The sequence below is a fragment of the Klebsiella pneumoniae complex sp. WS1778 genome (genome assembly GCF_049472055.1).
GTDB lineage: Bacteria > Pseudomonadota > Gammaproteobacteria > Enterobacterales > Enterobacteriaceae > Klebsiella > Klebsiella quasipneumoniae.
On record NZ_JBKGTJ010000001.1, the window covers coordinates 1,622,781 to 1,648,865 of the forward strand.

The following is a 26,085-nucleotide window of genomic DNA, read 5'->3' on the forward strand; positions in this document are numbered from 1 at the left end:
CGGCTTATCCGGTCTACCGGGCCGCAGGCTCGATAAGCGCAGCGCCATCGGGTATTTATTTTTTTAAATCAGTCGTGGCTAACGGTATTGGCTTCGATATACGCAAAATTAATGTCTTCACCGAGACCCGGACGTTGTGACAAATGCACAAATCCCTGGTCATCCATCGGGTCGACAATGCTGTTGAGATAGGCCGCCGGTTCATCGTAGTCGAGGAACGGATGCAGCAGGCCGCGCTCGTACCAGCGGCAGTTGCGGATCGCGCCCACCACCGCCAGGCTTGCCGCTCCGTTGCCGTGGACTTCGCAATCCATGCCGAAAGATTCCGCCAGCGCCGCCACCTTCATGGTCGGTGTAATCCCCCCCACGCCGTTAGCGCCGGCGCGCAGAATGTCGCAGGCCCCGGCTTTCACCCATTCGGCGCGCATGTGGTGCTTGCCGCCGAAGCTCTCCGGCCCGACGATGGGAATCGACAGGTTTTCCGCCAGCCACGCATAGGAGGACATCGAATCCTCCTCCATCGGCTCTTCAAACCAGGCGAAATTGAGTTTTTCCAGCTCTTTGCCGATCCACAGCGCCTCGGCGCGGCTGTACCAGTGATAGCCATCAATCATCAGGTCAATATCCGGCCCTACGGCTTCGCGCACCGCCGCGCAGGCTTTAATGTCCATTTTGGGATTGGGCGCAAAAGAGATTGGCGGCATCCAGGTGTGCAGCTTGATGGCCTTGTAGCCGCGGGCGACCAGCTTCTCAGCAAAAGCGGCATACTCTTCCGGGGTCGACAGGCCGCCCGGCAGATCGTCGCCGCACATGGTGCTACCGTAAGCCGGGACAGTGTCGCGATAGCCGCCGAGCAGCTTATAAACCGGCATCTTAAGGCTGCGGCCGATCAGGTCCCACAGCGCCTGTTCAACAAACGACAGCGCGCGCTCCGTTAGCTGATGTGCGCTGCCGCGCTGCCAGTGGTTAAGATCCTGCCAGATACGCTCACGGTTAAACGGGTCCTGTCCCACCAGCACTTTGCGAAAAAAAGTATTCACCACGAACGGGCGCACGACTTCCGGAGGCGCAAACGAAAAGCCCTGCGCCCCATCATCAGCGGTGATGGTCAGCATCGCCATTTTGGCCATGCTTTCACCCCCCGGATGGGAGTGCCCGGCGCTGTCGGAAACCCGACGAGTGGGATATTGGAAAACGGTGACATTCACAGATTCAATTTTCATGCTCGGTCCTTATCACGGCCAAATCCGATCGACATAATCAAATCGGCAAAGCGGTTTCACATTATTGAAAATACGTTTCAATATATAATCTAAGCACAACTTCGTAGTAGTGCCTCGGACAAACACCGCTAAGCAAGGCCATAAATTTGGGCATTGGCACAACAAGACGTGACTGTTTTCACAAAAGATGAGCGAAATGTGAGGCAGATCGACCAGGAGAAAAAAGGGCGTGAGCGCAGAGAAGAGATTAACCGACCAGCTACATCCCGGGAATGTCTGCGCCCACAAATGGCGACTTAAACCGCCGCCTCTGGCGCGGCGGTAAGCGCTTCCAGCAGTTCCGGCAGCGCCCGGTAGCGGCCAGCGGCGGCCTGGAAACGCGCGTGCTGGCTATCTTCTGCAATCACTATCGTGGCAATCCCCGCCGACTGGGCCGCGCAAAAGCCGGTAAAGCTATCCTCAATCACCAGACACTGGCTGGCGTTGAGATTGAGCTTCCGCAGCGTCGTGAGGTACACCGCCGGGTGCGGTTTGCCGCGTGGTTCATCATCCGCGCTGGAGATCGCGTCAAAAAAGTGCCAGAGCGAGAGCTTGTTCAGCACGGCGGCGATAACCTGGCGGGATGATGACGTGGCGAGCGCAATTTTATAACCGGCAGCGCGAAAATAGCCTAACGCCTCCTGCACCCCACGCATCGGCTCGCCATCGGCGGCAATCAGGCCGGTGATGCGCTGCAATATGGCCTCTTCCAGCAGCGATGGGGCAAGGTTAAGCTGAAAATAGCGGCACCAGGTGTCGGCGATTTCGTCGAGACGCTTGCCCTTGGTCAGGGTTTCACACTCAGCCACGCTCGCCGTTGTTCCCCACTGCGCAAGGGCGTCAATCTGCGCCTGGCGCCACAGCGCCTCGGAATCAATAATCACGCCATCCATGTCAAAAATAACCGCCTGCATACTCATTCGTTCACCTCATTAAGGCTGGCATGGAGCCCATGCCAGCCACATCACCTTAAGAGAATTCAACCTGCTCACGGGCAGTCGCTTCCTTGTGGGAAAATCCCGGCTGCTCCACGCGGATAAACGCACAGAGGAAAAAGGCCACCACGTACAATGCGGTATAGGCGATGACTACCCCAATGGTGCTGAAGAACGGCAGCAGCACCACGGCAATCGCCGGAGCGAGAAAGTTAGACATCCCCGCCGACAGGTTATATACCGAAATCGCCGCGCCTTTGTGCTTCGGCTCCAGCGCCGGGAACACGGCGGCCAGCGGCACAAAGGCGGCGACAAAGATCCCAAGGGCGATGGCCGGGATCAGCGCCATCGCAAAGCTGTGGCCAAAGTGCTGAGGGATGTAGTAAAACGCCAGGCTGGAAAGCGCCATCCCGATGCAGCCGAACCAGCGCACCACCTTCATCCAGCCCAGTTTTTCACCCAAAATGCCCCACAGCACGTTAGAGAAAATGGTGGTAAAGAAGAAGACCGCCCACACCTGAAGCCATTCTGAAGTGCTGAAGCCCAGCTCATCAACGAACATCATCGGCATAATCACCGCAAACCCGAACAGCGAGAGGGTATTGATGATCCTGACCATGCTCGACAGCAGAATATTGCGGTTGGTATAGAGCAGCGTCGCGGCGCGTCCCAGCTCGGCAAACTTCTCACGGGTGGTGAGATTCTGCATATGCTGCGGCGTTTGAATATGGCGCAGGGAAGCCAGAGCAATCACGCCCCCGGTAAGGCAGAAGGCCAGCGCCAGCCACAGGGTGCCCATTTCGCCAATATGCGGAATGGTGAAACTCGGAATATAGCTGCCGAAGACCCCGATGCCGATGGAATAGACCGCCCAGAACCAACCGATGGCCGAGCTGGCGTTGTCGCTTTTGACGTTATGGACAATCGCCACGATAAACGAGTAGAGGAACAGCGGATAGGCGAAGCCGCGGATGCCGTAGAAAAGCAGGATCAGCGCATAGTTGGCGTGACCGAGGCCGAAAACGAGGAACAGCACGTGGAACACGCACCACAGTACGAAGCCAATCATCATTGTTTTCAGCGGGGTGATAATTTCCGCCACCACGCCGGAAATCCACGCCGACAGCGCGGCGGCCAGGCCGTAGAGGGTAAAGGCAAAGGAGGCCTCCGCCGGAGAGAAGCCGAGCGCTTTGATATAGTGCGAGAGAAAAGCTAATTCGAAACCGTCGCCGGTCATAAATACGGCAATGGCGATGTATCCCCAGAGCAGGTTCAGGGGTAAACCGAGCCACTGTTTATTATTGATAGACATAATGACCTCGTTTTCAGGGTACAGGGTGGCCGCTCCGCGATGTGCAACGAAGCGGCTGTGGTGGTGAAAATTAGTGCTGCCGATAGTGCAGATCGTTTAAATACAGGGCCTTAAACTGCGCGTAGCGTTGCATCAGGGTGTGGTGGCGAACAGGATCCGCACGCCAGGTCTGCCAGACTTCCGGTTTTTCACACACCGCGGCAATCGGTTTGCCTGCCGCCAGGCAGGCCAGCCGCGCCGCGCCCAGCGCGCCGCCGGTCTCTCCGCCTTTGTGGGTCACCACCGGCATAGCGAGAATATCGGCCAGCAGCTGGGCCCAGAACGGACTGCGGGCGCCCCCGCCCACCAGCGAGCACTGCGCGATCGGCGTCCCGCTCTCTTTCAATACCTGCAGGCCGTCGTTGATGCCAAAGCTCACCCCCTCCAGCACCGCGTAGCCGAGCTGGGCACGCAGGCTGGAGTGGGTCATGCCCCAGAAGATGCCGCGGGCGTCAGGATCGTTATGCGGGGTTCTTTCCCCGGAGAGATAAGGCAGGAAGAACGGCGCGTTGGCTTTATCCTCCTCGCTTAGCTCGGCAATCTCCGCCAGCAGCGCCACTTCCGTGGTACCGGTGAGGCGGCAGAACCACTGCAAACAGCTGGCGGCGCTAAGCATCACGCTCATCTGATGCCACAGGTTCGGCAGAACGTGACAAAACGCATGGACCGCCGACTGCGGCGCCGGACGATAGGCGTCGGTCACCACAAACAGCACCCCGGAGGTACCGAGCGAAATAAACGCATCACCCGGTGAAACCGCGCCGACGCCAATGGCGCTGACCGCGTTATCGCCGCCGCCCCCGGCCACCACCACCGAGGCGTTCAGCCCCCAGCGTTCGGCCACATGCGGGTCAAGGGTGGCGGAAACCTCGCAGCCTTCCACCAGCGTCGGCATCTGGCTGCGCGACAGGCCGCACTTGTCCAGCAGCGCATCGGACCAGTCGCGCTTCGCCACATCCAGCCACAGCGTCCCGGCGGCGTCCGACATATCGGAGACTTTCTTCCCGGTCATCCGGTAGCGCAGATAATCTTTCGGCAGCAGCACCGTGGCGGTGCGCTGAAAGTTTTGCGGCTCGTGACGACGCACCCACAGCAGCTTCGGCGCGGTAAAGCCCGGCATCGCCAGGTTGCCCGCCACCTGATGCAGCTCCGGCGCCATCTCCTCCAGCTCTGCGCACTCTGCGGCGCAGCGGGTGTCGTTCCACAGAATGGCCGGACGGATCGTCTCCCCCTTTTCATCCAGCAGCACCGCGCCGTGCATCTGTCCGGAGAGGCCAATCGCCTTGACGGCCGACCAGTGCTGAGCGCATTTTTCCCGTAGGGTGGCCATCAGGTACTCCGTCGCCTCCCACCATAACTCCGGCGATTGTTCTGACCAGTGCGGATGAGGCCGCTGAATGCTCAGCGGCGCGCTATGGCTGGCGATAACCTGATTGTTCTCATCAATGACCAGCGCTTTGACTTCCGATGTGCCAAGATCGATACCCAGATACATAGCCACCTCTTATTTAATAAGCGTGTAAACAGCGGCGACTTTCTCGCGCATTAGCGCCAGGAAATCCGCGTTGTCGGCCAGGTCACCAAACAGGGCTTTATCACGGGCGAAGACAGCCACCGGATCCTGAGCCTCATACATCTCATGCACCGCCTGCTCATCCAGGATGCCGTCCTGGTACTGATACGGCAGGGTTCCCTTATGCCACTGCTCCATAAAGACGAAGAACAGCGCCGGCAGCATGGCGGTCGCTTCCGGACGGACGCCGCGCTGATAGCACTCCTGCAAGGTTGGCGCGATCATCGCCGGAATCTTTGAGAAGCCGTCGGCGGCAACGCGCTGGTTGGTGTCCTGGATATGCGGGTTGGTAAAGCGCTTGAGCACCACATCGCGGTAGGTCGGCAGATCAATGCCGTTATCGCCGAGGCAAGGAATGACATCCTCTGTGACGTAGCGGTCGGCAATGGCGTAGATAGCATCGGTGAGCGTACTTTCGTGAATATACTGCTGGCCGATTAAGGTCCCCGCCCAGGCAATGCAGCTGTGGGACGCGTTCAGGATGCGGATTTTCGCCTCTTCATAGGGGATAACCGACTCGACCATCTCCACGCCGACCGCTTCCAGATTTGGGCGGGCATCGCGGAAGTTGTTCTCCACCACCCACTGGATAAAGGTCTCGCCCATTACCGGCGCCTTATCGTCAATGCCGGTTTGCGCTTTGATACGGGCCGGCAGATCGGCCGCCGGACGCGGGGTGATGCGGTCCACCATGGTATTCGGACAGGTGGTATTCGCGGCCATCCAGTCAATCACCGCCTGTTTGCCGGTAAGCTGCAGGAACTCCACCATCCCGTCGTGGAAGCGCTCGCCGTTATGCCGCACGTTGTCGCAGTTGAGCAGGGTCAGCGGCCCGGCGTTGTCCGCCATGCGCTTTTCCAGAATTCGTGCGAGGGTGCCGTAAATGGTTTTGCATTCGCCTTTCAGGTCGGCCTGCAGATCGGGGTTGCTGGTTTCCAGCTGATGGCGGGTATTCAGGTAGTACCCCCCTTCCGTCACGGTAAAGGCGATAACTTTGGTCTGCGGATTGGCCCCTTCGTTAATCAGCGGCTGCAGCCCTGCCTGCCACGGCAGCAGTTTCTGAATAGAGGTGATTTCTTCATATTCGCGCTCCCCTTCCGGGCTGACGGTCTCCAGCACGTAACGTCCTCCCTGCGCCGCCAACGCCTGCACCACCTGCTCGGCGTCGTTGCGGATATTGCCCGCCGCGATGCTCCAGCGCTTATCCCCGGAAGCGATCAGACGATGCAGATACCACGCCTGATGCGCGCGATGAAAAGAACCCAGACCAATGTGAAGCCATGTGAATTGATTGTTCATGTTCTGCTCTCCTTGAGTTGATGGCGCCACTGTAATTGATCATTTGACCAAAATAAGAGCCACAGATCACAAAAGAACAATTACCCAATTAAATTACAAATGACCAGTCGAGAGCAAAAGCTTGCCAGTTATGCCAACCACGGCGAGAATGCGGTTATTCGCCGGGCCAATTGCGTGCCCAGGCCAGCAACTTAGGGCGGGAAACCATGAGTAAAGAAGACGATATCCGGTTGGATCAGAAGGTGCGTGCCGCATGGATGTACTACATCGCCGGCCAGAATCAGAGCGAGATTGCCAGCCAGCTGGGCACCTCCAGACCGGTGGTGCAACGGCTGATCGCCGCCGCGAAAGAAGAAGGGATTGTGTCGATTAATCTGCACCATCCAGTTGCGAACTGCCTCGATTATGCGCAGTTGTTGCAGGAAAAGTATCGGCTTCTTGAGTGCAATGTGGTCCCCGCCTTTAGCGAAGAAAGCACCCTCGACAGCGTATCGTTTGGCTGCTATCAGCTGATGGCTCGCTACCTGCAGGATGATAAAGAGAAAATCATCGGTCTGGGCTCGGGCCTGACCCTGAAAAAAGCGCTGCAGCGCATCGATTTCGACAGCCTGAATACCCGCTGCGTGGCGCTGATCAGCGCCATGGACGCCGACGGGCAGTGCAACTATTACGATGACGTGCCCCTGCTGCTGACGAGCAAAATAAAAGCCAAGTACTATCAGTGGCCGGCGCCGCGCTACGCCCAGACCGCGGATGAGTATGAGATGTGGTGCACCAATCGCTTATTCCGCAGCGTCTCTGGCGTCGCCCGGGAGGCGGACGTGATTTTTGTCGGTATTGGTCCGCTGGGCACGCAAAGCCCGATCTTTAAAGACGGATTTATCAATCAGGCGCAGATGGATGAGCTGACCGCCCGCGGCGGCATCGGGGAGATCCTCGGGCGGTTTATTGATGCAGAAGGCGAGGTGGTCGACAGCGAGATCAACCGCATGATCACCAGCTATGATATCCGCCAGAACCACTGCCCGCGGATTGCCGCGGCCTGTGGAGAATACAAACGACCGGCGATCCTGGCCGCCCTTAAAGGCGGCTGGATCAACGGCCTGGTGACCGATGAACATACCGCTCGCTGGCTGCTGACGCGCTAACGGCAAACAGCAAACCGCGACTCAACTGCTGCTCATCAGTCGCGGCGGAATTTCAATCCGCTGCTGGCTGGCTTCGCCGGCGTCAATAATCGAAAAAACAGCGTCCAGCATCGCCGGCACGTCCTGCTGCACCATGTCGATATCGTGCCCCAGCAGATAGACAAACGGATCCCAGTCGAAGCAGCCCATCGGCGGCTGCTCGCTGCCGGTCAGCCCCACCTGCGACAGCCAGCGCACAACCCCTTCAAGGGATATCGTCGAGTTAACAAATATCCCCTGCAATAGCGTCTTCGCGCTGCCAAACCGCTCCTGCAGGCAGTCCTCAACGTGACCTTTCGAATAGCCGGGAGCCAGAATATTCGCCTGCGGCACGCTCAGCCCCTGCTCGTGATGCGCATCGTGGAAACCGCGTAAACGCTCGCTGGTGTTATGGTCGCTGCTGCGCCCGCCGATGAAGGTCAGCGGCGCCAGCGATCCCCGACGGCGGGCGCTGTTAGCGAGGATCTTGTGGGTCAGCGCTTTCGCACCGCCGTAGTTATCCGAAATCACCGACGGAGAGAGAGACCCCGGCAGGTCGAGATTGACCGTAGGCACGCCCGCCTGCTGGCAGAGCGCGGAAATTTTATCCGGATTGGTCGCCCCGGTCGCGATCACCCAGTCAACCTGCCAGGAGAGCATCGCTTTTACCGCTTCGAGCTCCAGCTCCGGGCTTCGGCGCGTACAGGTGATAATCGGCAGCAGGCCACGCTCGCGGGCCATCTCCTCAAAGCGTTCAGCGACGGAACCGAAGTAGCGGTTATCGTATTTGGGGATAATCATGCCAATGACGTGTGATTTTTTACTGCGCAGCATGCTGGCCTGGCGGTTAATCGCATAGCCCTGCTCCTCAGCAATCCGGGTCACCTTCTCGGCAAGCTTTGCGCTGATGCGGCGTTTTTTCCAGTTACCGTTGAGGATAGCGCTCACCGCGCTCGCCGAAACGCCGGAAAGCTCCGCCAGGTCGTAAATCGTTATCTTCTTCATTTTTCCAACTTGCGTCACAAAATCATGTCGCTGTTAATTTCCCCACTTGCTCAATCGATGAAGCGAGCGCAACATAGCTTCATCGATTGAGCATCCATTTCACGCCAGGAAGTACGCGCGCATACTGCCTTAACATGCCAGCAAGCCTGAATAATGATGCTGATATTCAATATGTTACCAGGTTTTTGTCCATAACCTCGAACGCGATGCCCTCGGGTTCGATAGTTTTAACCAGACACGGCAAAGGATTATAAAATGAACCACTCTGTCTCCTCTATGAATACTTCCCTCAGCGGTAAAGTCGCCGCGATCACTGGCGCGGCGTCCGGTATCGGCCTCGAGTGCGCGAAGACCCTGCTGGGGGCTGGCGCAAAAGTAGTGCTAATCGACCGCGAAGGCGAAAAGCTCAACAAACTGGTCGCCGAACTTGGCGAAAACGCCTTCGCTCTGCAGGTGGATCTGATGCAGGCGGACCAGGTCGATAATCTTCTGCAGGGCATTTTGCAGCTTACCGGGCGTCTCGATATCTTCCACGCCAACGCCGGTGCCTATATCGGCGGGCCGGTGGCCGAGGGCGACCCGGACGTCTGGGACCGCGTGCTGCACCTCAACATCAATGCCGCCTTCCGCTGCGTGCGCAGCGTCCTGCCGCATCTGATCGCGCAACAATCCGGGGATATTATTTTTACCAGCTCCATCGCGGGCGTGGTGCCGGTGATCTGGGAGCCTGTCTATACCGCGTCGAAATTCGCTGTGCAGGCGTTTGTCCACACCACTCGTCGTCAGGTGGCGCAGTATGGCGTGCGCGTCGGCGCCGTACTACCGGGCCCGGTAGTGACCGCGCTGCTGGACGACTGGCCAAAAGCCAAAATGGATGAAGCGCTGGCCAACGGCAGTCTGATGCAGCCGATTGAAGTAGCGGAGTCAGTGCTGTTTATGGTGACGCGTTCGAAAAACGTCACCGTACGCGACATTGTGATCCTGCCGAACAGCGTGGATCTCTGACCCGTAACCAGCCTGTGAGAGGATGTGATGCAAAACAATACGCAAAACATTATTGGTGTGGATGTCGGTTCGGGCAGCGTGCGCGCCGGGGTCTTCAATCTGCGGGGCGAGCTTCTCGCCCACGCGACCCGGGAAATTACCCTGTTTCGCAGCGCCGGAAACAAGGTCGAGCAGTCGAGCCGTGAAATCTGGCAGGCGGTGTGCTACTGCATTAAAACCGCGGTGGCCTGCGCCGGCGTCCCGCCGTCGTCGATCGCCGGGCTCGGCTTCGATGCCACCTGCTCGCTGGTGGTGATTGGCGATAACGACGCGCCGCTGGCGGTCGGGCCTTCGGACGATCCGGACCGCAATATTATTGTCTGGATGGATCATCGCGCCACCGCGCAGGCGGAAAAGATCAACGCGACGGGCCACCCGGTACTGCAGTACGTTGGCGGCAAAATCTCGCCGGAGATGGAAACGCCGAAAATTCTGTGGCTGAAGGAGAATCGCCCGCACATCTATCAGCAGGCGCGCCACTTCTTCGACCTCGCCGATTACCTTACCTGGCGCTCAACCGGCGATGACGCCCGCTCGGTCTGCACTGTGACCTGTAAATGGACCTACCTGGCGCATGAACAACGCTGGGATGCCGGCTACTTCCGCCAGATTGGCCTCGACGAGCTGGCGGATGAAGATTTTGTCCGCATCGGCCAGCGGATTGTCGCCCCTGGAACCCCTTGCGGCGACGGTCTTTGCGCCACGGCGGCAGAAGAGATGGGCCTGCCGATCGGCACGCCGGTGGCGGTGGGGATGATTGACGCCCACGCGGGCGGCATCGGCACCGTTGGGGTGCTTAACGGCGCGGTCAACAATATGGCCTACGTCTTCGGCACTTCTTCCTGCACCATGACCACCACTGAGGAAGCGGTGTTCGTCCCCGGCGTCTGGGGCCCCTACTATTCGGCGATGGTCCCGGGCTACTGGCTGATTGAAGGCGGACAAAGCGCCGCCGGCGCAGCAATCGACCAGCTGCTGAGCTTCCATCCGGCGGCGGCGGCGGCTTGCGAGCAGGCTAAAGCCGCGGGCGTCCCTCTGCCGGTCTGGCTGGCAGATCGCGTACTGGCGCAGGCTGCCTCGCCTTCTGAGGCGGTCAAGCTGGCCGCCGGTCTACACGTGGTGCCCGAGTTTCTCGGTAACCGCGCGCCGCTTGCCGACCCCCACGCGAAAGCGCTGATTGCCGGGCTGGGGATGGAGCGGGACCTGGATAACCTGACCGCGCTGTACGTTGCCGGGTTATGCGGGATTGGCTATGGCCTGCGACAGATCCTCGACGCCCAGCGCGCCTGCGGAATTGAGAGTGAAAATATCGTCATCAGCGGCGGGGCCGGACAGCATCCGCTGGTGCGGCAGCTGCTGGCCGACGCCTGCGGCGTTAGCGTCGTGAGCACCGCCTGCAGCGAGCCGGTGCTGTTAGGCTCCGCCATCCTCGGCGCCGTCGCGGGCGGAATCACGGCTTCGCTGCCGGAGGCCATGAAGCAATTTACTCAGGTGGATGCCACCTATCACAGCGAGACTGCGTTTAGCTCGCTACATCAGCGCAGGTATGAGGCCTATAAGGCGCTACAACAGGCCGGCAGGCTGATTCGCGAATAACAACCCTCTTTTTTAATAACAATAATGCTCCGCTGCTGTGCAGCGGAGACACTCATCTGCACTCTGAAATCGAGGTCAACATGTCCGTTAATAACAAACAGTGGTACGGTCTACCGCTCAACCTCATCTGGGGATATGTCGCCATCGCCGTGTTTATGACCGGCGACGGCTTTGAGCTGGCTTTTCTGTCGCACTACATCAAAGCACTCGGATTCACCCCGGCGCAGGCTTCCTTTGCCTTTACGCTATACGGTCTGGCCGCCGCCCTGTCGGCGTGGGTCTCCGGCGTGGTGGCGGAGATCATCACCCCACGCAAGGCCATGATGATCGGCTTCGTGCTGTGGTGCGTATTCCATGTACTGTTCCTCGTCTTCGGCCTCGGTCGCGCCAACTATGCGCTGATCCTGCTGTTTTATGGCATCCGCGGCCTGGCCTACCCGCTGTTCCTCTACTCATTTATCGTCGCCATTATCCACAACGTTCGCAGCGACAGTTCCAGCTCTGCGCTGGGCTGGTTCTGGGCGGTCTACTCCGTGGGCATCGGCGTGTTCGGCAGCTATATTCCGAGCTTCACCATTCCCCACATTGGCGAAATGGGGACCCTGTGGCTGGCGCTGGTCTTTTGCGCCACCGGCGGCATCATTGCGCTGGTGTCGATGCGTCATACCGAAACGCCGCGCCATATGCAGAACCTGACCACTCGCGAAAAACTCGCCGAACTGGGGCGCGCCGCGACGCTGCTCTATACCAACCGCAGCATCCTGTTCTCGAGCATTGTGCGCATTATTAACACCCTGTCGCTGTTTGGTTTTGCGGTGATTATGCCGATGATGTTCGTTGATGAGCTGGGCTTTACCACCTCGGAGTGGCTCCAGGTGTGGGCGGCCTTCTTCTTCACCACTATCTTTTCGAACGTTTTCTGGGGGATCGTGGCGGAGAAAATGGGCTGGATGAAGGTGATTCGCTGGTTCGGCTGCATCGGGATGGCGTTCTCCAGCCTGGCGTTTTACTACATCCCTCAGCACTTTGGCCACAGCTTTGCGATGGCGCTGGTGCCGGCTATTGCCCTGGGTATTTTCGTCGCCGCATTCGTGCCGATGGCGGCGGTGTTCCCGGCGCTGGAGCCGAACCATAAAGGCGCGGCGATTTCGGTCTATAACCTGTCAGCCGGGCTGTCGAACTTTCTGGCGCCGGCGATCGCCGTGGTGCTGCTGCCCTATTTCAGCACCATCGGGGTGGTGATTGCCTATACCGCCTTATATATTCTGGCCTTCTTCCTGTGCCCGTTAATCCGCGTTGAACAGCCTGGCTTTACCAGTGCTCAGAGTGCAAAACCGTTTACCGCCAACGCGGCGGAGTCTTAATAAACCCGACATCGGGTAGGAACAACGAGCAATCCGGGCGGTGACGCCCGGATTTTCGCCTTAGGCGATGGTGACTTTGCCGTCGAGGTAGACATCCTGCACGGCATTGATCAGCTTCACGCCGTCGGCCATCGATTTCTTAAACGCTTTACGGCCAAGGATCAGCCCCATGCCGCCGGCGCGTTTATTGATCACCGCCGTGCGCACCGCGTCGGCAAGGTCGGTCTCCCCGCCCGCCGCGCCGCCGGAGTTAATCAGCCCGGCGCGGCCCATATAGCAGTTGGCCAGCTGGTAGCGCACCAGATCGATAGGGTTATCGCTGGTCAGTTTGCTGTACACCCGGTCGTCGGTATAGCCGAAGTTAACCGCTTTGTAGCCGCCGTTATTCTCCGCCATTTTCTGCTTAACGATATCGGCGCCGATGGTGGCCGCCAGGTGGTTGGCCTGACCGGTCAGGTCAGCGGAAACATGATAGTCGACACCGTCTTTCTTGAAAGCCGAATTGCGCAGATAGGCCCACAGCACGGTGACCAGGCCCAGCTCATGCGCCCGCTCAAAGGCAGCGGAAATCTCTTCTATCTGACGACGCGATTGTTCCGAGCCGAAATAGATCGTCGCGCCCACGGCCACCGCCCCCATATTGAACGCCTGCTCAACGCTGGCGTAGAGGGTCTGGTCGTACTCGGTGGGGTAGCTCAGCGTTTCGTTATGGTTGAGCTTCACCAGGAAAGGAATGCGATGCGCGTAACGGCGCGACACCGAGGCCAGCACGCCGTAGGTTGACGCCACGCAGTTACAGCCGGCTTCGATCGCCAGCTCGACGATATTTTTCGGATCAAAGTACAGCGGGTTGGCGGCGAAGGAAGCCCCTGCCGAGTGCTCCACGCCCTGGTCGACCGGCAGAATGGAAAGGTAGCCGGTCCCCCCCAGACGTCCGGTGTTGTACAGGGTTTGCATATTGCGTAGCACCGCCGGTGGCCGGTTGTTATCCACCATCACCCGATCAACATAATCTGCACCAGGCAGATACAGCTGGTCGGCCGGAATGGTTATACAACGGTGCTGCAAAAGGCTCTCGGCATCTTTGCCCAGCAACTGCGTAATATCAGTCATAGCAATCTCCCGTAAGGCCGGCCGGAGCCGGCATGCATTATCCCAACCCAATTATTTTGGGCAGGTTAAGCCTGGTACCGACTTAGCCTATTTTCCAGCCGGGAGGGCATTTTTTCAGGAGATTCTGCTGTCCCGTTACGCTGCCATTTACCACCAGGCGTGGAAATGGTGTACCGGCCCGATGCCATGGCCCACCTCCAGGGAGTCGGCCTGGGCCAGGGCCGCCGACAGCCAGGCCTTGGCCTCGGTAACGGTGGCCGCCCAGTCAGCGTGACGCGGGCGCAGCGCCGCCAGCGCGGCGGAGAGCGTGCAGCCGGTGCCGTGGGTGTTTTTGGTCTGCACTCGCGGCGCGGTAAATCGCTGTTCCCCTTCGCGGGTGAAGAGCCAGTCCGGGCTTTCGGCATCGTCGAGATGGCCGCCTTTCATTAATACTGCGCCGCAGCCCAGCGCCAGCAGCGCCCGCCCCTGCTCCAGCATTTCGCGCTCGTTGCGCGCATGGGGGGCGTCAAGCAGGGCGGCCGCTTCCGGCAGGTTCGGGGTGATCAATGACACCTGAGGCAACAATCGTTGACGCAGGGTCTCCACCGCCGAGGCCGACAGCAGCGGATCGCCGCTTTTCGCCAGCATGACGGTATCCAGCACCACATTGGCCACCCGGTAGCGCGCCAGCCGCTCGGCCACGGCTTCCACAATATCGGTCTCCGCCAGCATGCCGATTTTGGTGGTATCGATGCGCACATCGCTGAATACCGAATCGAGCTGCGCCGCCACAAAGTCCGGTTCAATACGATAGACCGACTGCACGCCGCGGGTATTCTGCGCCACCAGGGCGGTGATCGCCGAGCAGCCATAGGCTCCCAGCGCGGAGAAGGTTTTCAGATCGGCCTGGATACCGGCCCCGCCGCTGGGATCGGTGCCGGCGATGGTCAGGGCGTTGATGCGTTTCATCCCCGCACCTCCTGATACAGCGCGTCGAGAAACGCCGGAACAAAGCTCCCGGGTCCCCCGTGACGGGCGGCGATTTCCCCGGCCTGCTTCATTAACCCGCAGGCGGCGGCCACGTTTTCCAGCCGGTCGCCCGGCAGCGCCGCGCTCGCCGCCACCACCGCCGACAGCGCGCAGCCGGTGCCCACCACCCGGGTCATCAGCGCACTGCCGCCCGCCACGCTGAGCACCCGCTCGCCGTCGGTGACGTAGTCCACCTCGCCGGTGACCGCCACTACGGTACTCAGCTGACGAGCCAGCGCCTGGGCCGCCGGCAGCGCTGCGGCGGCCGTATCGGTGGTATCCACCCCGCGCCCGCCGCCGCTCATCCCGGCCAGCGCCAGAATTTCAGAGGCATTGCCGCGGATGGCTGCCGGGTGCAGGGCCAGTAGCTCGCGACAAAAGGCCGTGCGTACGGTCAGGGCGCCGACCGCTACCGGATCCAGCGTCCAGGGCTTGTCGGCCCGGCGGGCCTGCTCCACTGCGGCGCGCATGGCCACGGCGCGGTCTGCGGTCAGGGTGCCGACGTTGATTAACAGCGCATCGGCGATGGCGGCGAACTGCGCCGCTTCGCGAGGATCGATCACCATCGCCGGCGAGGCGCCGACGGCCAGCAGAACATTGGCGGTAAAGGTCTGCACCACGTCATTGGTCATGCAGTGCACAAGGGGGGAATGGGCGCGCAGCAGATGGCGCAGGTGCGCGACAGGCGCGGGATTCAGCAGCTCAGGCATGGTTTGCTCCCGCCAGACGAGGTAGAAGCAATGACCCTGCGGTCTCTGACTTCCCTACGCTGGCATTATCCAGATCAGGTGGTACGGGTATTTCTCAGCCTTCAACGAAGAAGGGCACCCCGAGTCAAAATAGTGAAATTGTTAAGCGTTGTGGAATTTACCGCAACTCACCGGTTCATACAACAAGCCTTTAACCCTGCATACGACACCATCGCGGCCATCATGCTCATCAAGCGACCGGGCAAGATTGCATTCCGCTGCTGGCGGGCGGAAAATGATGACATCATGAGCTAATTAACCTACTGAGGATATACGCCATGGCCGTTTATCACCATGCGCTGGTACTGATCAACAGCAGTCAGGACGGCGTCCCGCTGCTCGATCATGCCGCCAGAATGGCAGAAGAGAACGGCATGCGCATCACCATCGCCCACATCAGCACCGACTACCGGGCGCTGAACTATGTTTCCGACAGCCTGCGCGACGATCAGGTCTCGCAGGAGGTGATCCAGGCCAAAGCCCTGCTCAACGAGTTGGCCTGCACCGTCTCCCTGCCGGTGGATACTCTCTCGCTGGTGACCACTCGCCGGTTTGAAGATGTCGAAGCCTGCATTCGACAGCGGCAGATCGATTTAATTATTGCCGGGCACCATAACCGGCTGCTGGGCGTCCTCTCCTCACACTCGCTGGAGTACATCAACCACTTAACCATAGACGTGCTGATCAAGCACCTGCCCTAGCGCAAGGCGGCCTGTAGCAGGGAAAAACAGTCTTCGATAAGCGGCGGCAGCGCCTGCGGCCCGCGCATCAGGGCCACCGTGCGGGTCAACGCCGGCTGCTGCAGCTGGGCGACCTTGAGCGCCGGGTCCTGCAGATGGGTGGTGTACAGCTCCGGCAGAATCGCCACCGCTAAGCGCGAGCGTACCAGGCCATACAGGGTTTCGATATAGTCCACCTGGAAGCGGGTGGTTAGCGTCAGGCGATGGCTCTCCACTAATGCCGCCACCAGCCGCTGGATATTGCCCTTCGAGAACACGGCAATGTCCCGCCCCACCAGCTGTTTCCACGGCAGATGCGCCTGCGCGGCCAGCGGATCGTCGCGGTGCAGCACCGCCACGAAGGGATCGTCGCGCAGCGGATAGACCAGCAATTCCGCGGGCAGTGAGCTGTCGATCGCCCCGATGCCGAAATCAATCTCGCCACACTGCAGCGCCAGGATAAGCGCATCGTTGGTCTGATCGTGAAATTCAATGCGCAGGCGGGGAAAGGCCTGGGCCAGGGTCTGCGGCAGCAGAGGAAACAGCAGCGAACTGACCGACGGCACCAGGCCGATGCGCACCGTCCCGTCGCCGCCCGCCTCGACGATCTGCTGCATATCGAAAAAGGCCGCCTGCGCCACGCTGAGGATCCGCTGGGCGTGGGGTAAAATCGCCGCCCCCAGCTCAGTCAGGGTGACCGCCGAAGCGGTGCGGTTGACCAGCTTGCCGCCGAGCACCGTTTCAATCTGCCGCAGGGCGCTGCTCAGCGCCGGCTGGCTAATCGCCAGCCGACTGGCGGTATCGGTAAAATGGCGCAGCTGGGCCAGGGTGACGAAATACTGAAGCTGTTTAAGTGAGAGCGCGGGCAGTCGCTGCCAGGGTTCTTTCATTATCGGGTTCGCTACGGTGGTCCTGCACAATAACCCGAGCTTATCGGGTGATAAATTTATTCATCTGGGCAAACGTTTGCTGTGCCTCTAGAGTATCCGCATTATCCTTGTGCCGGAGTGGTTATGTCCAGCAATGCTCAAGTCCGCCGTCGCGCCGTGCAGGCCGCGCGCGGCGAATCCCCGTTTGATCTGCTGCTGGTCGATGCGCAGATCGTCGATATGGCCACGGGCGAAATTCGCCCCGCTGACGTCGGTATCGTCGGCGAGATGATCGCCAGCGTCCACCCCCGCGGCAGCCGCGCCGACGCCCATGAAGTGCATTCCCTGGCCGGTAGCTATCTGTCGCCCGGCCTGATGGACACCCACGTGCACCTCGAAAGCTCGCATCTGCCACCCGAGCGCTACGCCGAAATCGTCCTCACCCAGGGCACCACCGCGGTGTTCTGGGATCCGCATGAGCTGGCCAATGTGCTCGGCGTCGAGGGCGTGCGCTACGCGGTAGACGCCAGCCGCCACCTGCCGCTGCAGGTGATGGTCGCCGCGCCGTCGAGCGTGCCCTCCACCCCCGGCCTCGAAATGTCCGGCGCCGATTTCGCCGGCGCGGAAATGGAGACCATGCTCGGCTGGCCGGAAGTGCGCGGCGTGGCAGAAGTGATGGATATGCACGGCGTGCTGCACGGCAGCGAGCGGATGCAGGAGATTGTCCAGGCCGGTCTCAACAGCGGCAAACTGATTGAAGGCCACGCCCGCGGCCTGAGCGGCGCCGACCTGCAGGCCTACCTCGCCGCCGGCGTCACCTCCGATCATGAACTGACCTCGGCGGACGACGCGCTGGAAAAACTGCGCGCCGGTCTGACGATCGAGATCCGCGGCTCGCACCCCTATCTGCTGCCGGATATCGTCGCGGCGTTGAAAACGCTGCCGCACCTCTCCTCGCAGATCACCGTCTGCACCGATGACGTGCCGCCGGATATGCTGCTGGAGAAAGGCGGGATCATCGCCCTGCTCAACCTGCTGATCGAGCACGGTTTACCGGCGGTCGACGCGCTGCGTTTCGCCACCCTCAACGCCGCTATTCGTCTGCAGCGCCACGATCTCGGGCTGATTGCCGCCGGGCGGCGCGCCGATCTGGTGGTGTTTGACTCCCTGGAAAAACTGGCGGCCCGCGAAGTCTATGTTGGCGGGGAACGGCTGGCCCAGGCCGGCCGCCTGCTGAAGCCGATCGCCCCGGCGCCGGGCGTAACGCCGCCGCGCGATACCTTACAGATAGCCCCCCTCGCCGCCGATGACTTTATCCTGCGCATCAAGGGCATTCGCCACGGCGTCGCCCGCCTGCGCCATATCCGCGGCGCGCGCTTCACCCAGTGGGGTGAGGTCGAGGTGCAGATCCGCGACGGCCAGGTCCAGCTGCCCGCCGGCTTCAGCCTGATCTGGGTCAAGCACCGCCACGGCCGCCATCAGGCGACGCCGCAAATCGCCCTGCTTGAAGGCTGGGGCGAGCTGCGCGGCGCCATCGCCACCAGCTACTCCCACGACTCACACAATCTGGTGGTGCTCGGGCGCGATGCTGAGGATATGGCGCTGGCGGCCAACCAGCTTATCGCCTCCGGCGGCGGGATGGCGCTGGCGCAACAGGGCGAGATCCTCGCCCATGTGGCGATGCCGATTGCCGGCATGCTGTCGGATCTGCCGGCCGTCGAGCTGGCGCGTCAGTTCCGCGAGCTGCGCGATCTGAGCAGCAGAGTCGCTGACTGGGAGCCGCCGTACCGGGTCTTCAAGGCTATTGAAGGCACCTGTCTTGCCTGTAACGCCGGGCCGCATTTAACCGATTTGGGTCTCACCGACGGCGGCAGCCGCCAGATAGTCGACCCGTTGATAGCCTGCCGGGAGACCCCGGCGCCAACGCCTCACAACAATAATCCTCAGGGAGCCTGAGCATGGCCGATAACACACTTCACTCTTCCGCCCGCGATAACTGGCTGGAGCGCCGCTTTGCGCTGCGCTCGCGCGGCGGCACGCTACGCACTGAATGCCTGGCCGGGATCACCGGTTTCCTCGCCGCCGCCTATTTACTGGTGGTCATCCCGGGACTGCTGGCGATCGGCGGGATGGACAAAGGCGCCGCCACCACCGGCACCATTCTGGTCTTCGTCGTCGGTTCGCTGCTGATGGCGTTTTACGCCAACCTGCCGTTTATCGTCGGCCCGGGCATTGGCGGCTCGGTGCTGGTAGGGGTTACGCTGGCCGGTAGCGAGGGGATTGGCTGGCAGACAGGCCTCGGGATCGCCTGCTGGTCAGGGGTTCTCTTCTTCCTGCTGACCCGCTTTGGCCTGCGCGAAGTGGTCACCCGCTCGGTGCCGCAGTCGATCAAGCTGGGGCTGACGGCCTCCATCGGCCTGTTTGTCGCCGTCCTCGGCTTTCGCAACGCCGGGCTGGTGCTCGCCAATGCGAAAACCAACGCCCTGATGCTCGGCGACTTTCTCGCCCCCGGCGCGCTGGTGGCGCTGTGCGGCCTGTTCCTGGCGATAGCCCTGCAGGCGCGTAAGGTGCCGGGCGCCATTTTGTGGGCCATTCTGTGCGCTACCCTGGTGGGGATCCCGTTCGGCGTGACCAAACTGCCGACGCATTTTATCGATGTCCCCCACTCGCTGGCGCCGGTGCTGGGACAGGTTGACCTGCTGGGGGCGTTAAACATCGCCTTCCTGCCGTTCCTGTTCGTCTTTTTCGCTTCTGAGTTTTTCTCCACCATGGGGACGACGCTGGCGGTGGGCGGCGAGGCAGGTCTGCTGGATGAAGAAGGCAACATGCCGCAGATTAATCGCCCGTTTATGGTCGATTCGATTGCTGCGGCGCTCGGCCCGTGGGTGGGGATTCCGGCGGCAACGGCGCTGATCGAGTCCTCGGCGGCAGCGGAAGCCGGCGGCAAAACCGGCCTCACCGCGCTGTCGGCGGCGGTGATGTTCCTGCTGATGCTGCTGTTCACGCCGGTGGCGCTGATGATCCCGAAGGAGGCCACCGCCCCGGCGCTGATCCTGATCGGCCTGAACATGTTCAGCGGCCTGCGCAAAGTGGATCTCGGCAACTTCACCGACGGCCTGCCGGTACTGATGATGGTGATGATCACCCTCATCGCCAACAGCTTCGGCACCGGTATCGCCGGCGGGCTGCTGTTTTACATTGTGATCAAGGCCATCGCCGGCAAGTGGCGGGAAATCCCGATTGGCCTGTGGGTGCTGGCCGTCCCGCTGGTCTACTACTTCGCGACCTTAGTTAGACATTAAGCCCTTCACAATGTGCTTTCACCTCTTCATATAACAAACGCACCGCGGCAGAGAGCTGCTTGCGGTGCGGACAAATCAGGTTCAACGGCACCATATCCCCCTGGTAACGCGGCAGCAGGCGCCGCAGGCGGCCCGCCCGCAGATCGTCGCTGACGTCGAGCATCGATTTATAGGCAATGCCCTCCCCGGCCACCGCCAGCCGCCGGATCACCTCCGCGTCGTCGCTCATCACCGTGCCGGAGACCTTCTGCTGCTGAACTTCTCCGTCGAGGCTCAGTGACCAGCGGTCGAACGGGCGGCCGCGCAAAATGTAGATCAACGCATTGTGCTGGCCGAGCTCCTGAAGGGTCTGCGGCTCGCCGTGGCGGGCGATCCACTCTGGGGAGGCCACCAGCACCCGACGATTTTCCGGCGCCACCGGCAGCGAAATAAACGAGGCGTCATCGTTATTGCCATAGCGAAACGCGACGTCCACCGGATCTTTAAACACGTCGGTCAGCTGGTCGGAAAAGAGCAGCCGCAGGCGCAGCGCCGGATGGCGTTGCCGAAAGTCGCGGAACAAGGTCAGGAGCAGGTTACGCCCGAGGTCTGACGGCACGGCAATCTGCAGCATGCCGCGAATTTCATCATCCGGGGTCTGGATCTTCTGCAGGCCGGCCTCGAGGGTATCGAGCATCTGGGTGGCATACGGCAGCCAGGTCTCCCCCTCCGGCGTCAGGCGCAGGCTGCGGGTCGAGCGGGCGAACAGGCGAATATTGAGGATCGTCTCCAGACGTTTAATCGCCGCGCTCACCTGCGCCGGCTGCTGCCCCGCCTCGCGCGCGGCGTCGCTAAAACTGCCCAGTGCCGCGGCGCGGACAAATAAGGTCAGATCTTCCAACCTGAACATGCCGATTCTCCCCTGCTTCAGATTGCTCCCAAAATACGCATCACCGTCGCTGCAACGCAAGCGGCGCCGGACTTGCGCCGTGTTTTGCTTACACTTTTTAAAAATCCAGTGCTTGCCATTTCAGCAACGCATCAGGAATGATACGAGGCTGCTATTTTGAGTCCAGGTAATATTGAGGAAATTATGCGTAAAACAAAAATGATGCTTCTGGGCGTACTCCTTGCCACCGCTGGCGCCAGCTGGACGGCTTCTGCCGCGGGGATCGATCAGTATGCGCTGAAAGAGTTCACCGCCGACTTCACCCAGTTTCACATTGGCGACACCGTTCCGGCGATGTACCTTACCCCGGAATACAACATCAAAGGCTGGCAGCAGCGTAATCTTCCCGCGCCGGACGCCGGCAGCCACTGGACCTATATGGGCGGTAACTACGTGCTGATCACCGACACCGAAGGCAAAATCCTCAAGGTGTACGATGGCGAGATCTTCTATCATCGCTGATCCGCTTAATATCCGCATCCGCCCCGGCGAACCAGCGGACTCTCCGGCGCTGCGCCAGCTCTTCCTGCGGGCGCGCAGTGTGTCGTGGACCTGGCTTCCCTCCACGACGTGGCGGCTGGAAGATTTCGATGCCGCCACCGCGGATGAACAGCTGTGGGTCGCGGAATGCGACGGCCTGCCGGTGGGCTTTGCCGCCGTATGGACCGCCGATAATTTCCTTCACCATCTGTTCGTCGACCCGGACTGGCAGGGCAAACATATCGGCAGCGCGCTGCTGGCGCAGGTCGAACGGACCTTTACCGCCAGCGGGACGCTGAAGTGCCTGATGGAAAATAAAAACGCCCTGCGCTTCTACCAGCGTCACGGCTGGACCATCGAAGCACAGGGCGCCTCGCCCGAGGGCAGATACTGGCTGATGCGCTCGCCGCGGCCTTAAACGGCGCGGAAGGCAATCTCACCCGGGATCACTTCTCCCTGCCAGTACATCTGGGCCGCCACCCGGCCCGCCAGCTGGCGGTAAATGTCGGTAAATTCGCTTTCCGGACGCGCCACCACCGTCGGCGTGCCGTTATCCAGATCTTCCCGCAGCGTAATATGCAGCGGCAGCTGGCCCAGCAGCTGGGTGTGGTATTTCTCGGCCAGTTTTTGCGCGCCGCCGGTGCCGAAGATCGGCTCGTGGTGCCCGCAGTTGCTGCAGATATGCATGCTCATGTTTTCCACGATCCCCAGCACTGGCACTTCCACTTTCTCGAACATCACGATGCCCTTTTTGGCGTCGATCAGCGCGATGTCCTGCGGCGTGGTGACCACCACCGCGCCGGTGACCGGAATGTTCTGCGCCAGCGTCAGCTGAATGTCGCCAGTGCCCGGCGGCATATCCAGCACCAGGTAATCCAGATCCGGCCACAGGGTCTCCTGCAGCATCTGCATCAGCGCCTTGCTGGCCATCGGGCCGCGCCAGACCATGGCGTTGTCGTCAGTCACCAGGTAGCCGATGGAATTGGTGGCCAGCCCGTACTTCATGATCGGCGCCATATGGGTGCCGTCCGGCGAGGTCGGGCGGCTGTCTTCCGCGCCAAGCATGGTGGGAATCGACGGGCCGTAGATATCGGCATCCAGAATGCCCACCTTCGCCCCTTCCGCGGCGAGTGCCAGCGCCATGTTTACCGCCGTGGAGGATTTACCGACGCCGCCTTTCCCGGAGCTGATGGCGATAATGTTCTTCACGCCGTTGATCCCGGGCTGGTTTTTCACGCGCTTGAGGGTGGCGATGCTGTGGGTCAGCTTCCAGTCGATAGCCTTCGCGCCAGTGATGCGCAGCAGCTCGGCGCTGCACTGCTCTTTCAGCGCTTCGAAGGCGCTGCTCCAGACGAACGGCATCTGCAGCTCAATATGAATGGTATCATCCAGCCAGGCGACATGGTGCAGCGCCTTGAGGGTGGTGAGGTTATGCTTCAGGGTTGGGTGCTGGAAATTGGCCAGCGTCCCGGCGACCATCGCACGTAGGCGCTCGGGGGATTTGGCCTGGGATTGCGAATTCATCCCGACTCCTTTGTTGTTTTGAGATGCTTTCAGTAATCACAGAGTTTATCACAGGTAAGGATTATCCATATATGGGCAGCCATTTATGGCGCACCCACAGCCCTTTTGGTAATATCGGAAGCCCTTTTTACAACAGAAGATGTAATGCTCACTATGACTCAAGTCGCGAAGAAAATTCTGGTAACGTGCGCCCTGCCGTACGCCAACGGCTCCATCCACCTCGGCCACATGCTGGAGCACATCCAGGCTGATGTCTGGGTCCGTTACCAGCGAATGCGCGGCCATGAAGTCAACTTCATCTGCGCCGACGACGCCCACGGCACGCCGATTATGCTCAAGGCGCAACAGCTCGGTATCACTCCGGAGCAGATGATTGGCGAGATGAGTCAGGAGCATCAGACCGATTTTGCCGGCTTCGACATCAGCTACGACAACTATCACTCGACGCACAGCGATGAGAACCGCGAGCTGTCGGAGCTGATCTACACTCGTCTGAAAGAGAACGGCTTTATCAAAAACCGTACCATCTCTCAGCTCTACGATCCGGAAAAAGGCATGTTCCTGCCGGACCGTTTTGTGAAAGGCACCTGTCCGAAGTGTAAATCTCCAGACCAGTACGGCGATAACTGCGAAGTGTGCGGCGCGACCTACAGCCCTACCGAGCTTATCGACCCGAAATCGGTGGTCTCCGGCGCCACGCCGGTGATGCGTGACTCCGAACACTTCTTCTTCGACCTGCCGTCATTCAGCGAAATGCTGCAGGCGTGGACCCGCAGCGGCGCGCTGCAGGAGCAGGTGGCGAACAAAATGCAGGAGTGGTTTGAGTCCGGCCTGCAGCAGTGGGACATCTCCCGCGATGCGCCGTACTTCGGCTTCGAAATTCCGAACGCGCCGGGCAAATACTTCTACGTCTGGCTGGACGCGCCGATCGGCTACATGGGCTCCTTCAAGAACCTGTGCGACAAGCGCGGCGACACCACCAGCTTCGACGAATACTGGAAGAAAGACTCCACGGCCGAGCTGTATCACTTTATCGGCAAGGACATCGTCTACTTCCACAGCCTGTTCTGGCCGGCGATGCTGGAAGGCAGCAACTTCCGTAAGCCGACTAACCTGTTCGTGCACGGCTACGTGACGGTCAACGGCGCGAAGATGTCCAAGTCGCGCGGGACCTTTATCAAGGCCAGCACCTGGTTAAATCATTTCGACGCTGACAGCCTGCGCTACTACTACACCGCCAAGCTCTCTTCGCGCATCGATGACATCGACCTCAACCTGGAAGACTTTATCCAGCGCGTGAATGCCGACATCGTCAACAAGGTGGTTAACCTCGCCTCGCGCAACGCCGGCTTTATCAGCAAGCGTTTTGACGGCGTGCTGGCCGCTGAGCTGGCCGACCCGGCGCTGTACAAAACCTTCACCGACGCGGCGGAAAGCATCGGCGAAGCGTGGGACAGCCGCGAGTTCGGTAAGGCCATCCGCGAAATCATGGCGCTCGCCGACGTGGCCAACCGCTATGTCGATGAGCAGGCGCCGTGGGTGGTGGCGAAACAGGAAGGCCGCGACGCCGACCTGCAGGCCATCTGCACCATGGGTCTGAACATGTTCCGCGTGCTGATGACCTGGCTGAAACCGGTCCTGCCGCAGCTGGCCGCGCGTGCGGAAGCGTTCCTCAACAGCGAGCTGAGCTGGGACGCCATTCAGCAGCCGCTGCTGGCGCACAAGGTCAATCCGTTTAAGGCGCTGTACAACCGCATCGAGATGAAACAGGTGGAAGCCCTGGTTGAAGCGTCAAAAGAAGAGGTGAAAGCCGCAGCTGCGCCAGTGACCGGCCCGCTGGCGGACGATCCGATTCAGGACACCATCACCTTTGATGATTTCGCCAAAGTCGATCTGCGCGTGGCGCTGATTGAGAACGCGGAATTTGTTGAAGGCTCCGACAAGCTGCTGCGCCTGACGCTGGATCTGGGCGGCGAGAAACGTAACGTCTTCTCCGGCATCCGCTCCGCTTATCCGGATCCGCAGCCGCTGATTGGCCGCCTGACGGTGATGGTCGCCAACCTGGCGCCGCGCAAAATGCGCTTCGGTATCTCGGAAGGGATGGTGATGGCCGCCGGCCCTGGCGGGAAGGATATCTTCCTGTTAAGCCCTGACGACGGCGCCAGGCCGGGTCAGCAGGTGAAATAATAAAAAAGCCGGATTAACCATCCGGCTTTTTTTTGCCCGGCGGCGCTGCGCTTGCACGGGCCTACGGGTTATGTAGACCGGGTAAGGCGAAACCGCCACCCGGCAAAAATCACGGTTTCGGGTGATGCACCCGCTGGGTCAGCCCGCGCAGGAAATTGCGCAGAAACTGGTCGCCGCACTCGCGGTAGTTTTTGTGGTCAGGCGATCGCATCATGGCGGTCACTTCCGGCACTGACACGCGGTATTTCTGCTCGCTCATGATCGCCACAATATCGTCCGTTTTCAGCGAGAAGGCGATCCGTAGCTTTTTCAGCACCGTGTTGTTATTCACCCGACGCTCCAGCGCTAACTCCGGCGCCGAATCGTCTTTGCCGCGCTTATCATAGATCAGGCCGTTGAGGAAACCCGACAGAATAATGTCCGGGCAGCGGACAAAGCCCTCTTCATCCTCTTTCGTGGTCCAGGTGTCGAAGCTGGCGGAGGTGGATTCCATAGCGGATAGCGCAAGAATGCGCACCATATCGTTATTATTGACTTTCAGGGTGTAGCGCAGGCTACGAAGAATATCATTACTGAGCATGAGTGCCTTTTACTGTCGATGATGCAATGGG

23 protein-coding genes and 1 riboswitch are annotated in these 26,085 nt (G+C 60.4%); of the genes, 10 read left to right on the forward strand and 13 right to left on the reverse strand.

What is annotated here, in order from left to right; translation table 11 throughout:
• Positions 1-68 precede the first annotated feature (68 nt).
• The 5 genes from ACLEXF_RS08210 to dalD all read right to left on the reverse strand — a co-directional run bounded on the left by ACLEXF_RS08210 (position 69) and on the right by dalD (position 6,420).
• Positions 69-1,223, reverse strand: a complete 1,155-nt coding sequence (locus tag ACLEXF_RS08210) for a mandelate racemase family protein (RefSeq protein WP_004214749.1) — start codon at positions 1,221-1,223, stop codon at positions 69-71.
• Positions 1,224-1,519: 296 nt separating this feature from the next.
• Positions 1,520-2,182 carry an HAD family hydrolase gene (locus ACLEXF_RS08215; protein ID WP_062914149.1) on the reverse strand — a complete coding sequence of 221 codons (663 nt, stop codon included), beginning with the start codon at positions 2,180-2,182 and terminating at the stop codon, positions 1,520-1,522.
• A gap of 49 nt (positions 2,183-2,231) precedes the next feature.
• Positions 2,232-3,509 (reverse strand): D-arabinitol transporter, encoded by a 1,278-nt coding sequence (gene dalT, locus ACLEXF_RS08220; RefSeq protein ID WP_069734087.1) that lies wholly within the window; start codon positions 3,507-3,509, stop codon positions 2,232-2,234.
• Between the two features lie 70 nt (positions 3,510-3,579).
• Complete coding sequence (xylB, locus tag ACLEXF_RS08225; RefSeq protein ID WP_062914151.1) at positions 3,580-5,043, reverse strand: xylulokinase; 1,464 nt, start codon at positions 5,041-5,043, stop codon at positions 3,580-3,582.
• Between the two features lie 9 nt (positions 5,044-5,052).
• Positions 5,053-6,420: a D-arabinitol 4-dehydrogenase gene (gene dalD / locus ACLEXF_RS08230; protein WP_062914152.1), complete on the reverse strand. Its 1,368-nt coding sequence runs from the start codon at positions 6,418-6,420 to the stop codon at positions 5,053-5,055.
• A 206-nt stretch (positions 6,421-6,626) separates the two neighbouring features.
• On the opposite strand from dalD, the gene ACLEXF_RS08235 reads away from it, so the two are divergent.
• A complete protein-coding gene (locus ACLEXF_RS08235; RefSeq protein WP_004201572.1) occupies positions 6,627-7,568 on the forward strand; it encodes a sugar-binding transcriptional regulator in 942 nt (313 codons plus the stop codon).
• Positions 7,569-7,589: 21 nt separating this feature from the next.
• Here ACLEXF_RS08235 and ACLEXF_RS08240 read toward each other — a convergent pair whose 3' ends face one another.
• Positions 7,590-8,591: a substrate-binding domain-containing protein gene (locus tag ACLEXF_RS08240; protein ID WP_023318719.1), complete on the reverse strand. Its 1,002-nt coding sequence runs from the start codon at positions 8,589-8,591 to the stop codon at positions 7,590-7,592.
• Between the two features lie 255 nt (positions 8,592-8,846).
• Between ACLEXF_RS08240 and ACLEXF_RS08245 the strand changes: the two genes are divergently transcribed.
• The 3 genes from ACLEXF_RS08245 to ACLEXF_RS08255 all read left to right on the forward strand — a co-directional run bounded on the left by ACLEXF_RS08245 (position 8,847) and on the right by ACLEXF_RS08255 (position 12,595).
• Entirely contained in the window at positions 8,847-9,596 is a 750-nt protein-coding gene (locus ACLEXF_RS08245; RefSeq protein ID WP_023318720.1) for an SDR family oxidoreductase, read from the forward strand.
• Positions 9,597-9,623: 27 nt separating this feature from the next.
• Positions 9,624-11,231, forward strand: a complete 1,608-nt coding sequence (locus ACLEXF_RS08250; protein WP_205426233.1) for an FGGY-family carbohydrate kinase — start codon at positions 9,624-9,626, stop codon at positions 11,229-11,231.
• Between the two features lie 80 nt (positions 11,232-11,311).
• The gene (locus ACLEXF_RS08255) at positions 11,312-12,595 is read left to right on the forward strand and encodes an RbtT/DalT/CsbX family MFS transporter (protein ID WP_004201577.1); all 1,284 of its coding nucleotides are present in this window, start codon (positions 11,312-11,314) and stop codon (positions 12,593-12,595) included.
• Between the two features lie 60 nt (positions 12,596-12,655).
• Here ACLEXF_RS08255 and fbaB read toward each other — a convergent pair whose 3' ends face one another.
• The 3 genes from fbaB to thiM form a co-directional block, all read right to left on the reverse strand.
• Entirely contained in the window at positions 12,656-13,708 is a 1,053-nt protein-coding gene (gene fbaB / locus ACLEXF_RS08260; RefSeq protein WP_004201578.1) for a class I fructose-bisphosphate aldolase, read from the reverse strand.
• A gap of 147 nt (positions 13,709-13,855) precedes the next feature.
• The gene (thiD, locus tag ACLEXF_RS08265; protein WP_009307429.1) at positions 13,856-14,656 is read right to left on the reverse strand and encodes a bifunctional hydroxymethylpyrimidine kinase/phosphomethylpyrimidine kinase; all 801 of its coding nucleotides are present in this window, start codon (positions 14,654-14,656) and stop codon (positions 13,856-13,858) included.
• Positions 14,653-15,426 (reverse strand): hydroxyethylthiazole kinase, encoded by a 774-nt coding sequence (gene thiM / locus ACLEXF_RS08270; protein ID WP_205426235.1) that lies wholly within the window; start codon positions 15,424-15,426, stop codon positions 14,653-14,655. Before thiM ends, thiD begins: the two co-directional genes overlap by 4 nt.
• A 34-nt stretch (positions 15,427-15,460) precedes the next feature.
• Positions 15,461-15,558: riboswitch (TPP riboswitch) on the reverse strand.
• A 185-nt stretch (positions 15,559-15,743) separates the two neighbouring features.
• On the opposite strand from thiM, the gene ACLEXF_RS08275 reads away from it, so the two are divergent.
• Entirely contained in the window at positions 15,744-16,166 is a 423-nt protein-coding gene (locus ACLEXF_RS08275) for a universal stress protein (protein ID WP_205426236.1), read from the forward strand.
• Here the strand turns inward: ACLEXF_RS08275 and ACLEXF_RS08280 are convergent.
• On the reverse strand, positions 16,163-17,077 hold the full coding sequence (locus tag ACLEXF_RS08280) for a LysR family transcriptional regulator (RefSeq protein ID WP_072206886.1): 915 nt from the start codon (positions 17,075-17,077) through the stop codon (positions 16,163-16,165). The genes ACLEXF_RS08275 and ACLEXF_RS08280 overlap by 4 nt on opposite strands.
• Positions 17,078-17,197: 120 nt before the next feature.
• Between ACLEXF_RS08280 and ACLEXF_RS08285 the strand changes: the two genes are divergently transcribed.
• Both ACLEXF_RS08285 and ACLEXF_RS08290 read left to right on the forward strand, forming a co-directional pair.
• Positions 17,198-19,009 carry an adenine deaminase gene (locus ACLEXF_RS08285; RefSeq protein WP_080828048.1) on the forward strand — a complete coding sequence of 604 codons (1,812 nt, stop codon included), beginning with the start codon at positions 17,198-17,200 and terminating at the stop codon, positions 19,007-19,009.
• A gap of 2 nt (positions 19,010-19,011) precedes the next feature.
• Complete coding sequence (locus ACLEXF_RS08290) at positions 19,012-20,355, forward strand: NCS2 family permease (protein ID WP_023318729.1); 1,344 nt, start codon at positions 19,012-19,014, stop codon at positions 20,353-20,355.
• Here the strand turns inward: ACLEXF_RS08290 and ACLEXF_RS08295 are convergent.
• Positions 20,345-21,244 carry a LysR family transcriptional regulator gene (locus tag ACLEXF_RS08295; protein ID WP_004201589.1) on the reverse strand — a complete coding sequence of 300 codons (900 nt, stop codon included), beginning with the start codon at positions 21,242-21,244 and terminating at the stop codon, positions 20,345-20,347. The two genes, ACLEXF_RS08290 and ACLEXF_RS08295, sit on opposite strands and share 11 nt — an antisense overlap.
• 183 nt (positions 21,245-21,427) lie before the next feature.
• On the opposite strand from ACLEXF_RS08295, the gene ACLEXF_RS08300 reads away from it, so the two are divergent.
• Together ACLEXF_RS08300 and ACLEXF_RS08305 are read left to right on the forward strand one after the other, a co-directional pair.
• Positions 21,428-21,745 carry an RcnB family protein gene (locus ACLEXF_RS08300; RefSeq protein WP_004201590.1) on the forward strand — a complete coding sequence of 106 codons (318 nt, stop codon included), beginning with the start codon at positions 21,428-21,430 and terminating at the stop codon, positions 21,743-21,745.
• A complete protein-coding gene (locus ACLEXF_RS08305; protein WP_043520347.1) occupies positions 21,720-22,181 on the forward strand; it encodes a GNAT family N-acetyltransferase in 462 nt (153 codons plus the stop codon). Before ACLEXF_RS08300 ends, ACLEXF_RS08305 begins: the two co-directional genes overlap by 26 nt.
• Here the strand turns inward: ACLEXF_RS08305 and apbC are convergent.
• Positions 22,178-23,287 carry an iron-sulfur cluster carrier protein ApbC gene (gene apbC / locus ACLEXF_RS08310; RefSeq protein WP_043520345.1) on the reverse strand — a complete coding sequence of 370 codons (1,110 nt, stop codon included), beginning with the start codon at positions 23,285-23,287 and terminating at the stop codon, positions 22,178-22,180. The genes ACLEXF_RS08305 and apbC overlap by 4 nt on opposite strands.
• A 153-nt stretch (positions 23,288-23,440) precedes the next feature.
• On the opposite strand from apbC, the gene metG reads away from it, so the two are divergent.
• Positions 23,441-25,474: a methionine--tRNA ligase gene (gene metG, locus ACLEXF_RS08315; protein ID WP_032456480.1), complete on the forward strand. Its 2,034-nt coding sequence runs from the start codon at positions 23,441-23,443 to the stop codon at positions 25,472-25,474.
• A 109-nt stretch (positions 25,475-25,583) separates the two neighbouring features.
• Here the strand turns inward: metG and ACLEXF_RS08320 are convergent, their stop codons facing one another.
• Positions 25,584-26,054 (reverse strand): DUF1456 family protein, encoded by a 471-nt coding sequence (locus ACLEXF_RS08320; RefSeq protein ID WP_017899341.1) that lies wholly within the window; start codon positions 26,052-26,054, stop codon positions 25,584-25,586.
• Positions 26,055-26,085: the final 31 nt, after the last annotated feature.

What these genes read in the sequence shown, in the direction of transcription:
- ACLEXF_RS08210 (WP_004214749.1), bottom strand. Translation starts at nt 1,223, where the DNA reads ATGAAAATTGAATCTGTGAATGTCACCGTTTTCCAATATCCCACTCGT.
- ACLEXF_RS08215 (WP_062914149.1), bottom strand. Translation starts at nt 2,182, where the DNA reads ATGAGTATGCAGGCGGTTATTTTTGACATGGATGGCGTGATTATTGAT.
- dalT (WP_069734087.1), bottom strand. Translation starts at nt 3,509, where the DNA reads ATGTCTATCAATAATAAACAGTGGCTCGGTTTACCCCTGAACCTGCTC.
- xylB (WP_062914151.1), bottom strand. Translation starts at nt 5,043, where the DNA reads ATGTATCTGGGTATCGATCTTGGCACATCGGAAGTCAAAGCGCTGGTC.
- dalD (WP_062914152.1), bottom strand. Translation starts at nt 6,420, where the DNA reads ATGAACAATCAATTCACATGGCTTCACATTGGTCTGGGTTCTTTTCAT.
- ACLEXF_RS08235 (WP_004201572.1), top strand. Translation starts at nt 6,627, where the DNA reads ATGAGTAAAGAAGACGATATCCGGTTGGATCAGAAGGTGCGTGCCGCA.
- ACLEXF_RS08240 (WP_023318719.1), bottom strand. Translation starts at nt 8,591, where the DNA reads ATGAAGAAGATAACGATTTACGACCTGGCGGAGCTTTCCGGCGTTTCG.
- ACLEXF_RS08245 (WP_023318720.1), top strand. Translation starts at nt 8,847, where the DNA reads ATGAACCACTCTGTCTCCTCTATGAATACTTCCCTCAGCGGTAAAGTC.
- ACLEXF_RS08250 (WP_205426233.1), top strand. Translation starts at nt 9,624, where the DNA reads ATGCAAAACAATACGCAAAACATTATTGGTGTGGATGTCGGTTCGGGC.
- ACLEXF_RS08255 (WP_004201577.1), top strand. Translation starts at nt 11,312, where the DNA reads ATGTCCGTTAATAACAAACAGTGGTACGGTCTACCGCTCAACCTCATC.
- fbaB (WP_004201578.1), bottom strand. Translation starts at nt 13,708, where the DNA reads ATGACTGATATTACGCAGTTGCTGGGCAAAGATGCCGAGAGCCTTTTG.
- thiD (WP_009307429.1), bottom strand. Translation starts at nt 14,656, where the DNA reads ATGAAACGCATCAACGCCCTGACCATCGCCGGCACCGATCCCAGCGGC.
- thiM (WP_205426235.1), bottom strand. Translation starts at nt 15,426, where the DNA reads ATGCCTGAGCTGCTGAATCCCGCGCCTGTCGCGCACCTGCGCCATCTG.
- ACLEXF_RS08275 (WP_205426236.1), top strand. Translation starts at nt 15,744, where the DNA reads ATGGCCGTTTATCACCATGCGCTGGTACTGATCAACAGCAGTCAGGAC.
- ACLEXF_RS08285 (WP_080828048.1), top strand. Translation starts at nt 17,198, where the DNA reads ATGTCCAGCAATGCTCAAGTCCGCCGTCGCGCCGTGCAGGCCGCGCGC.
- ACLEXF_RS08290 (WP_023318729.1), top strand. Translation starts at nt 19,012, where the DNA reads ATGGCCGATAACACACTTCACTCTTCCGCCCGCGATAACTGGCTGGAG.
- ACLEXF_RS08295 (WP_004201589.1), bottom strand. Translation starts at nt 21,244, where the DNA reads ATGTTCAGGTTGGAAGATCTGACCTTATTTGTCCGCGCCGCGGCACTG.
- ACLEXF_RS08300 (WP_004201590.1), top strand. Translation starts at nt 21,428, where the DNA reads ATGCGTAAAACAAAAATGATGCTTCTGGGCGTACTCCTTGCCACCGCT.
- ACLEXF_RS08305 (WP_043520347.1), top strand. Translation starts at nt 21,720, where the DNA reads ATGGCGAGATCTTCTATCATCGCTGATCCGCTTAATATCCGCATCCGC.
- apbC (WP_043520345.1), bottom strand. Translation starts at nt 23,287, where the DNA reads ATGAATTCGCAATCCCAGGCCAAATCCCCCGAGCGCCTACGTGCGATG.
- metG (WP_032456480.1), top strand. Translation starts at nt 23,441, where the DNA reads ATGACTCAAGTCGCGAAGAAAATTCTGGTAACGTGCGCCCTGCCGTAC.
- ACLEXF_RS08320 (WP_017899341.1), bottom strand. Translation starts at nt 26,054, where the DNA reads ATGCTCAGTAATGATATTCTTCGTAGCCTGCGCTACACCCTGAAAGTC.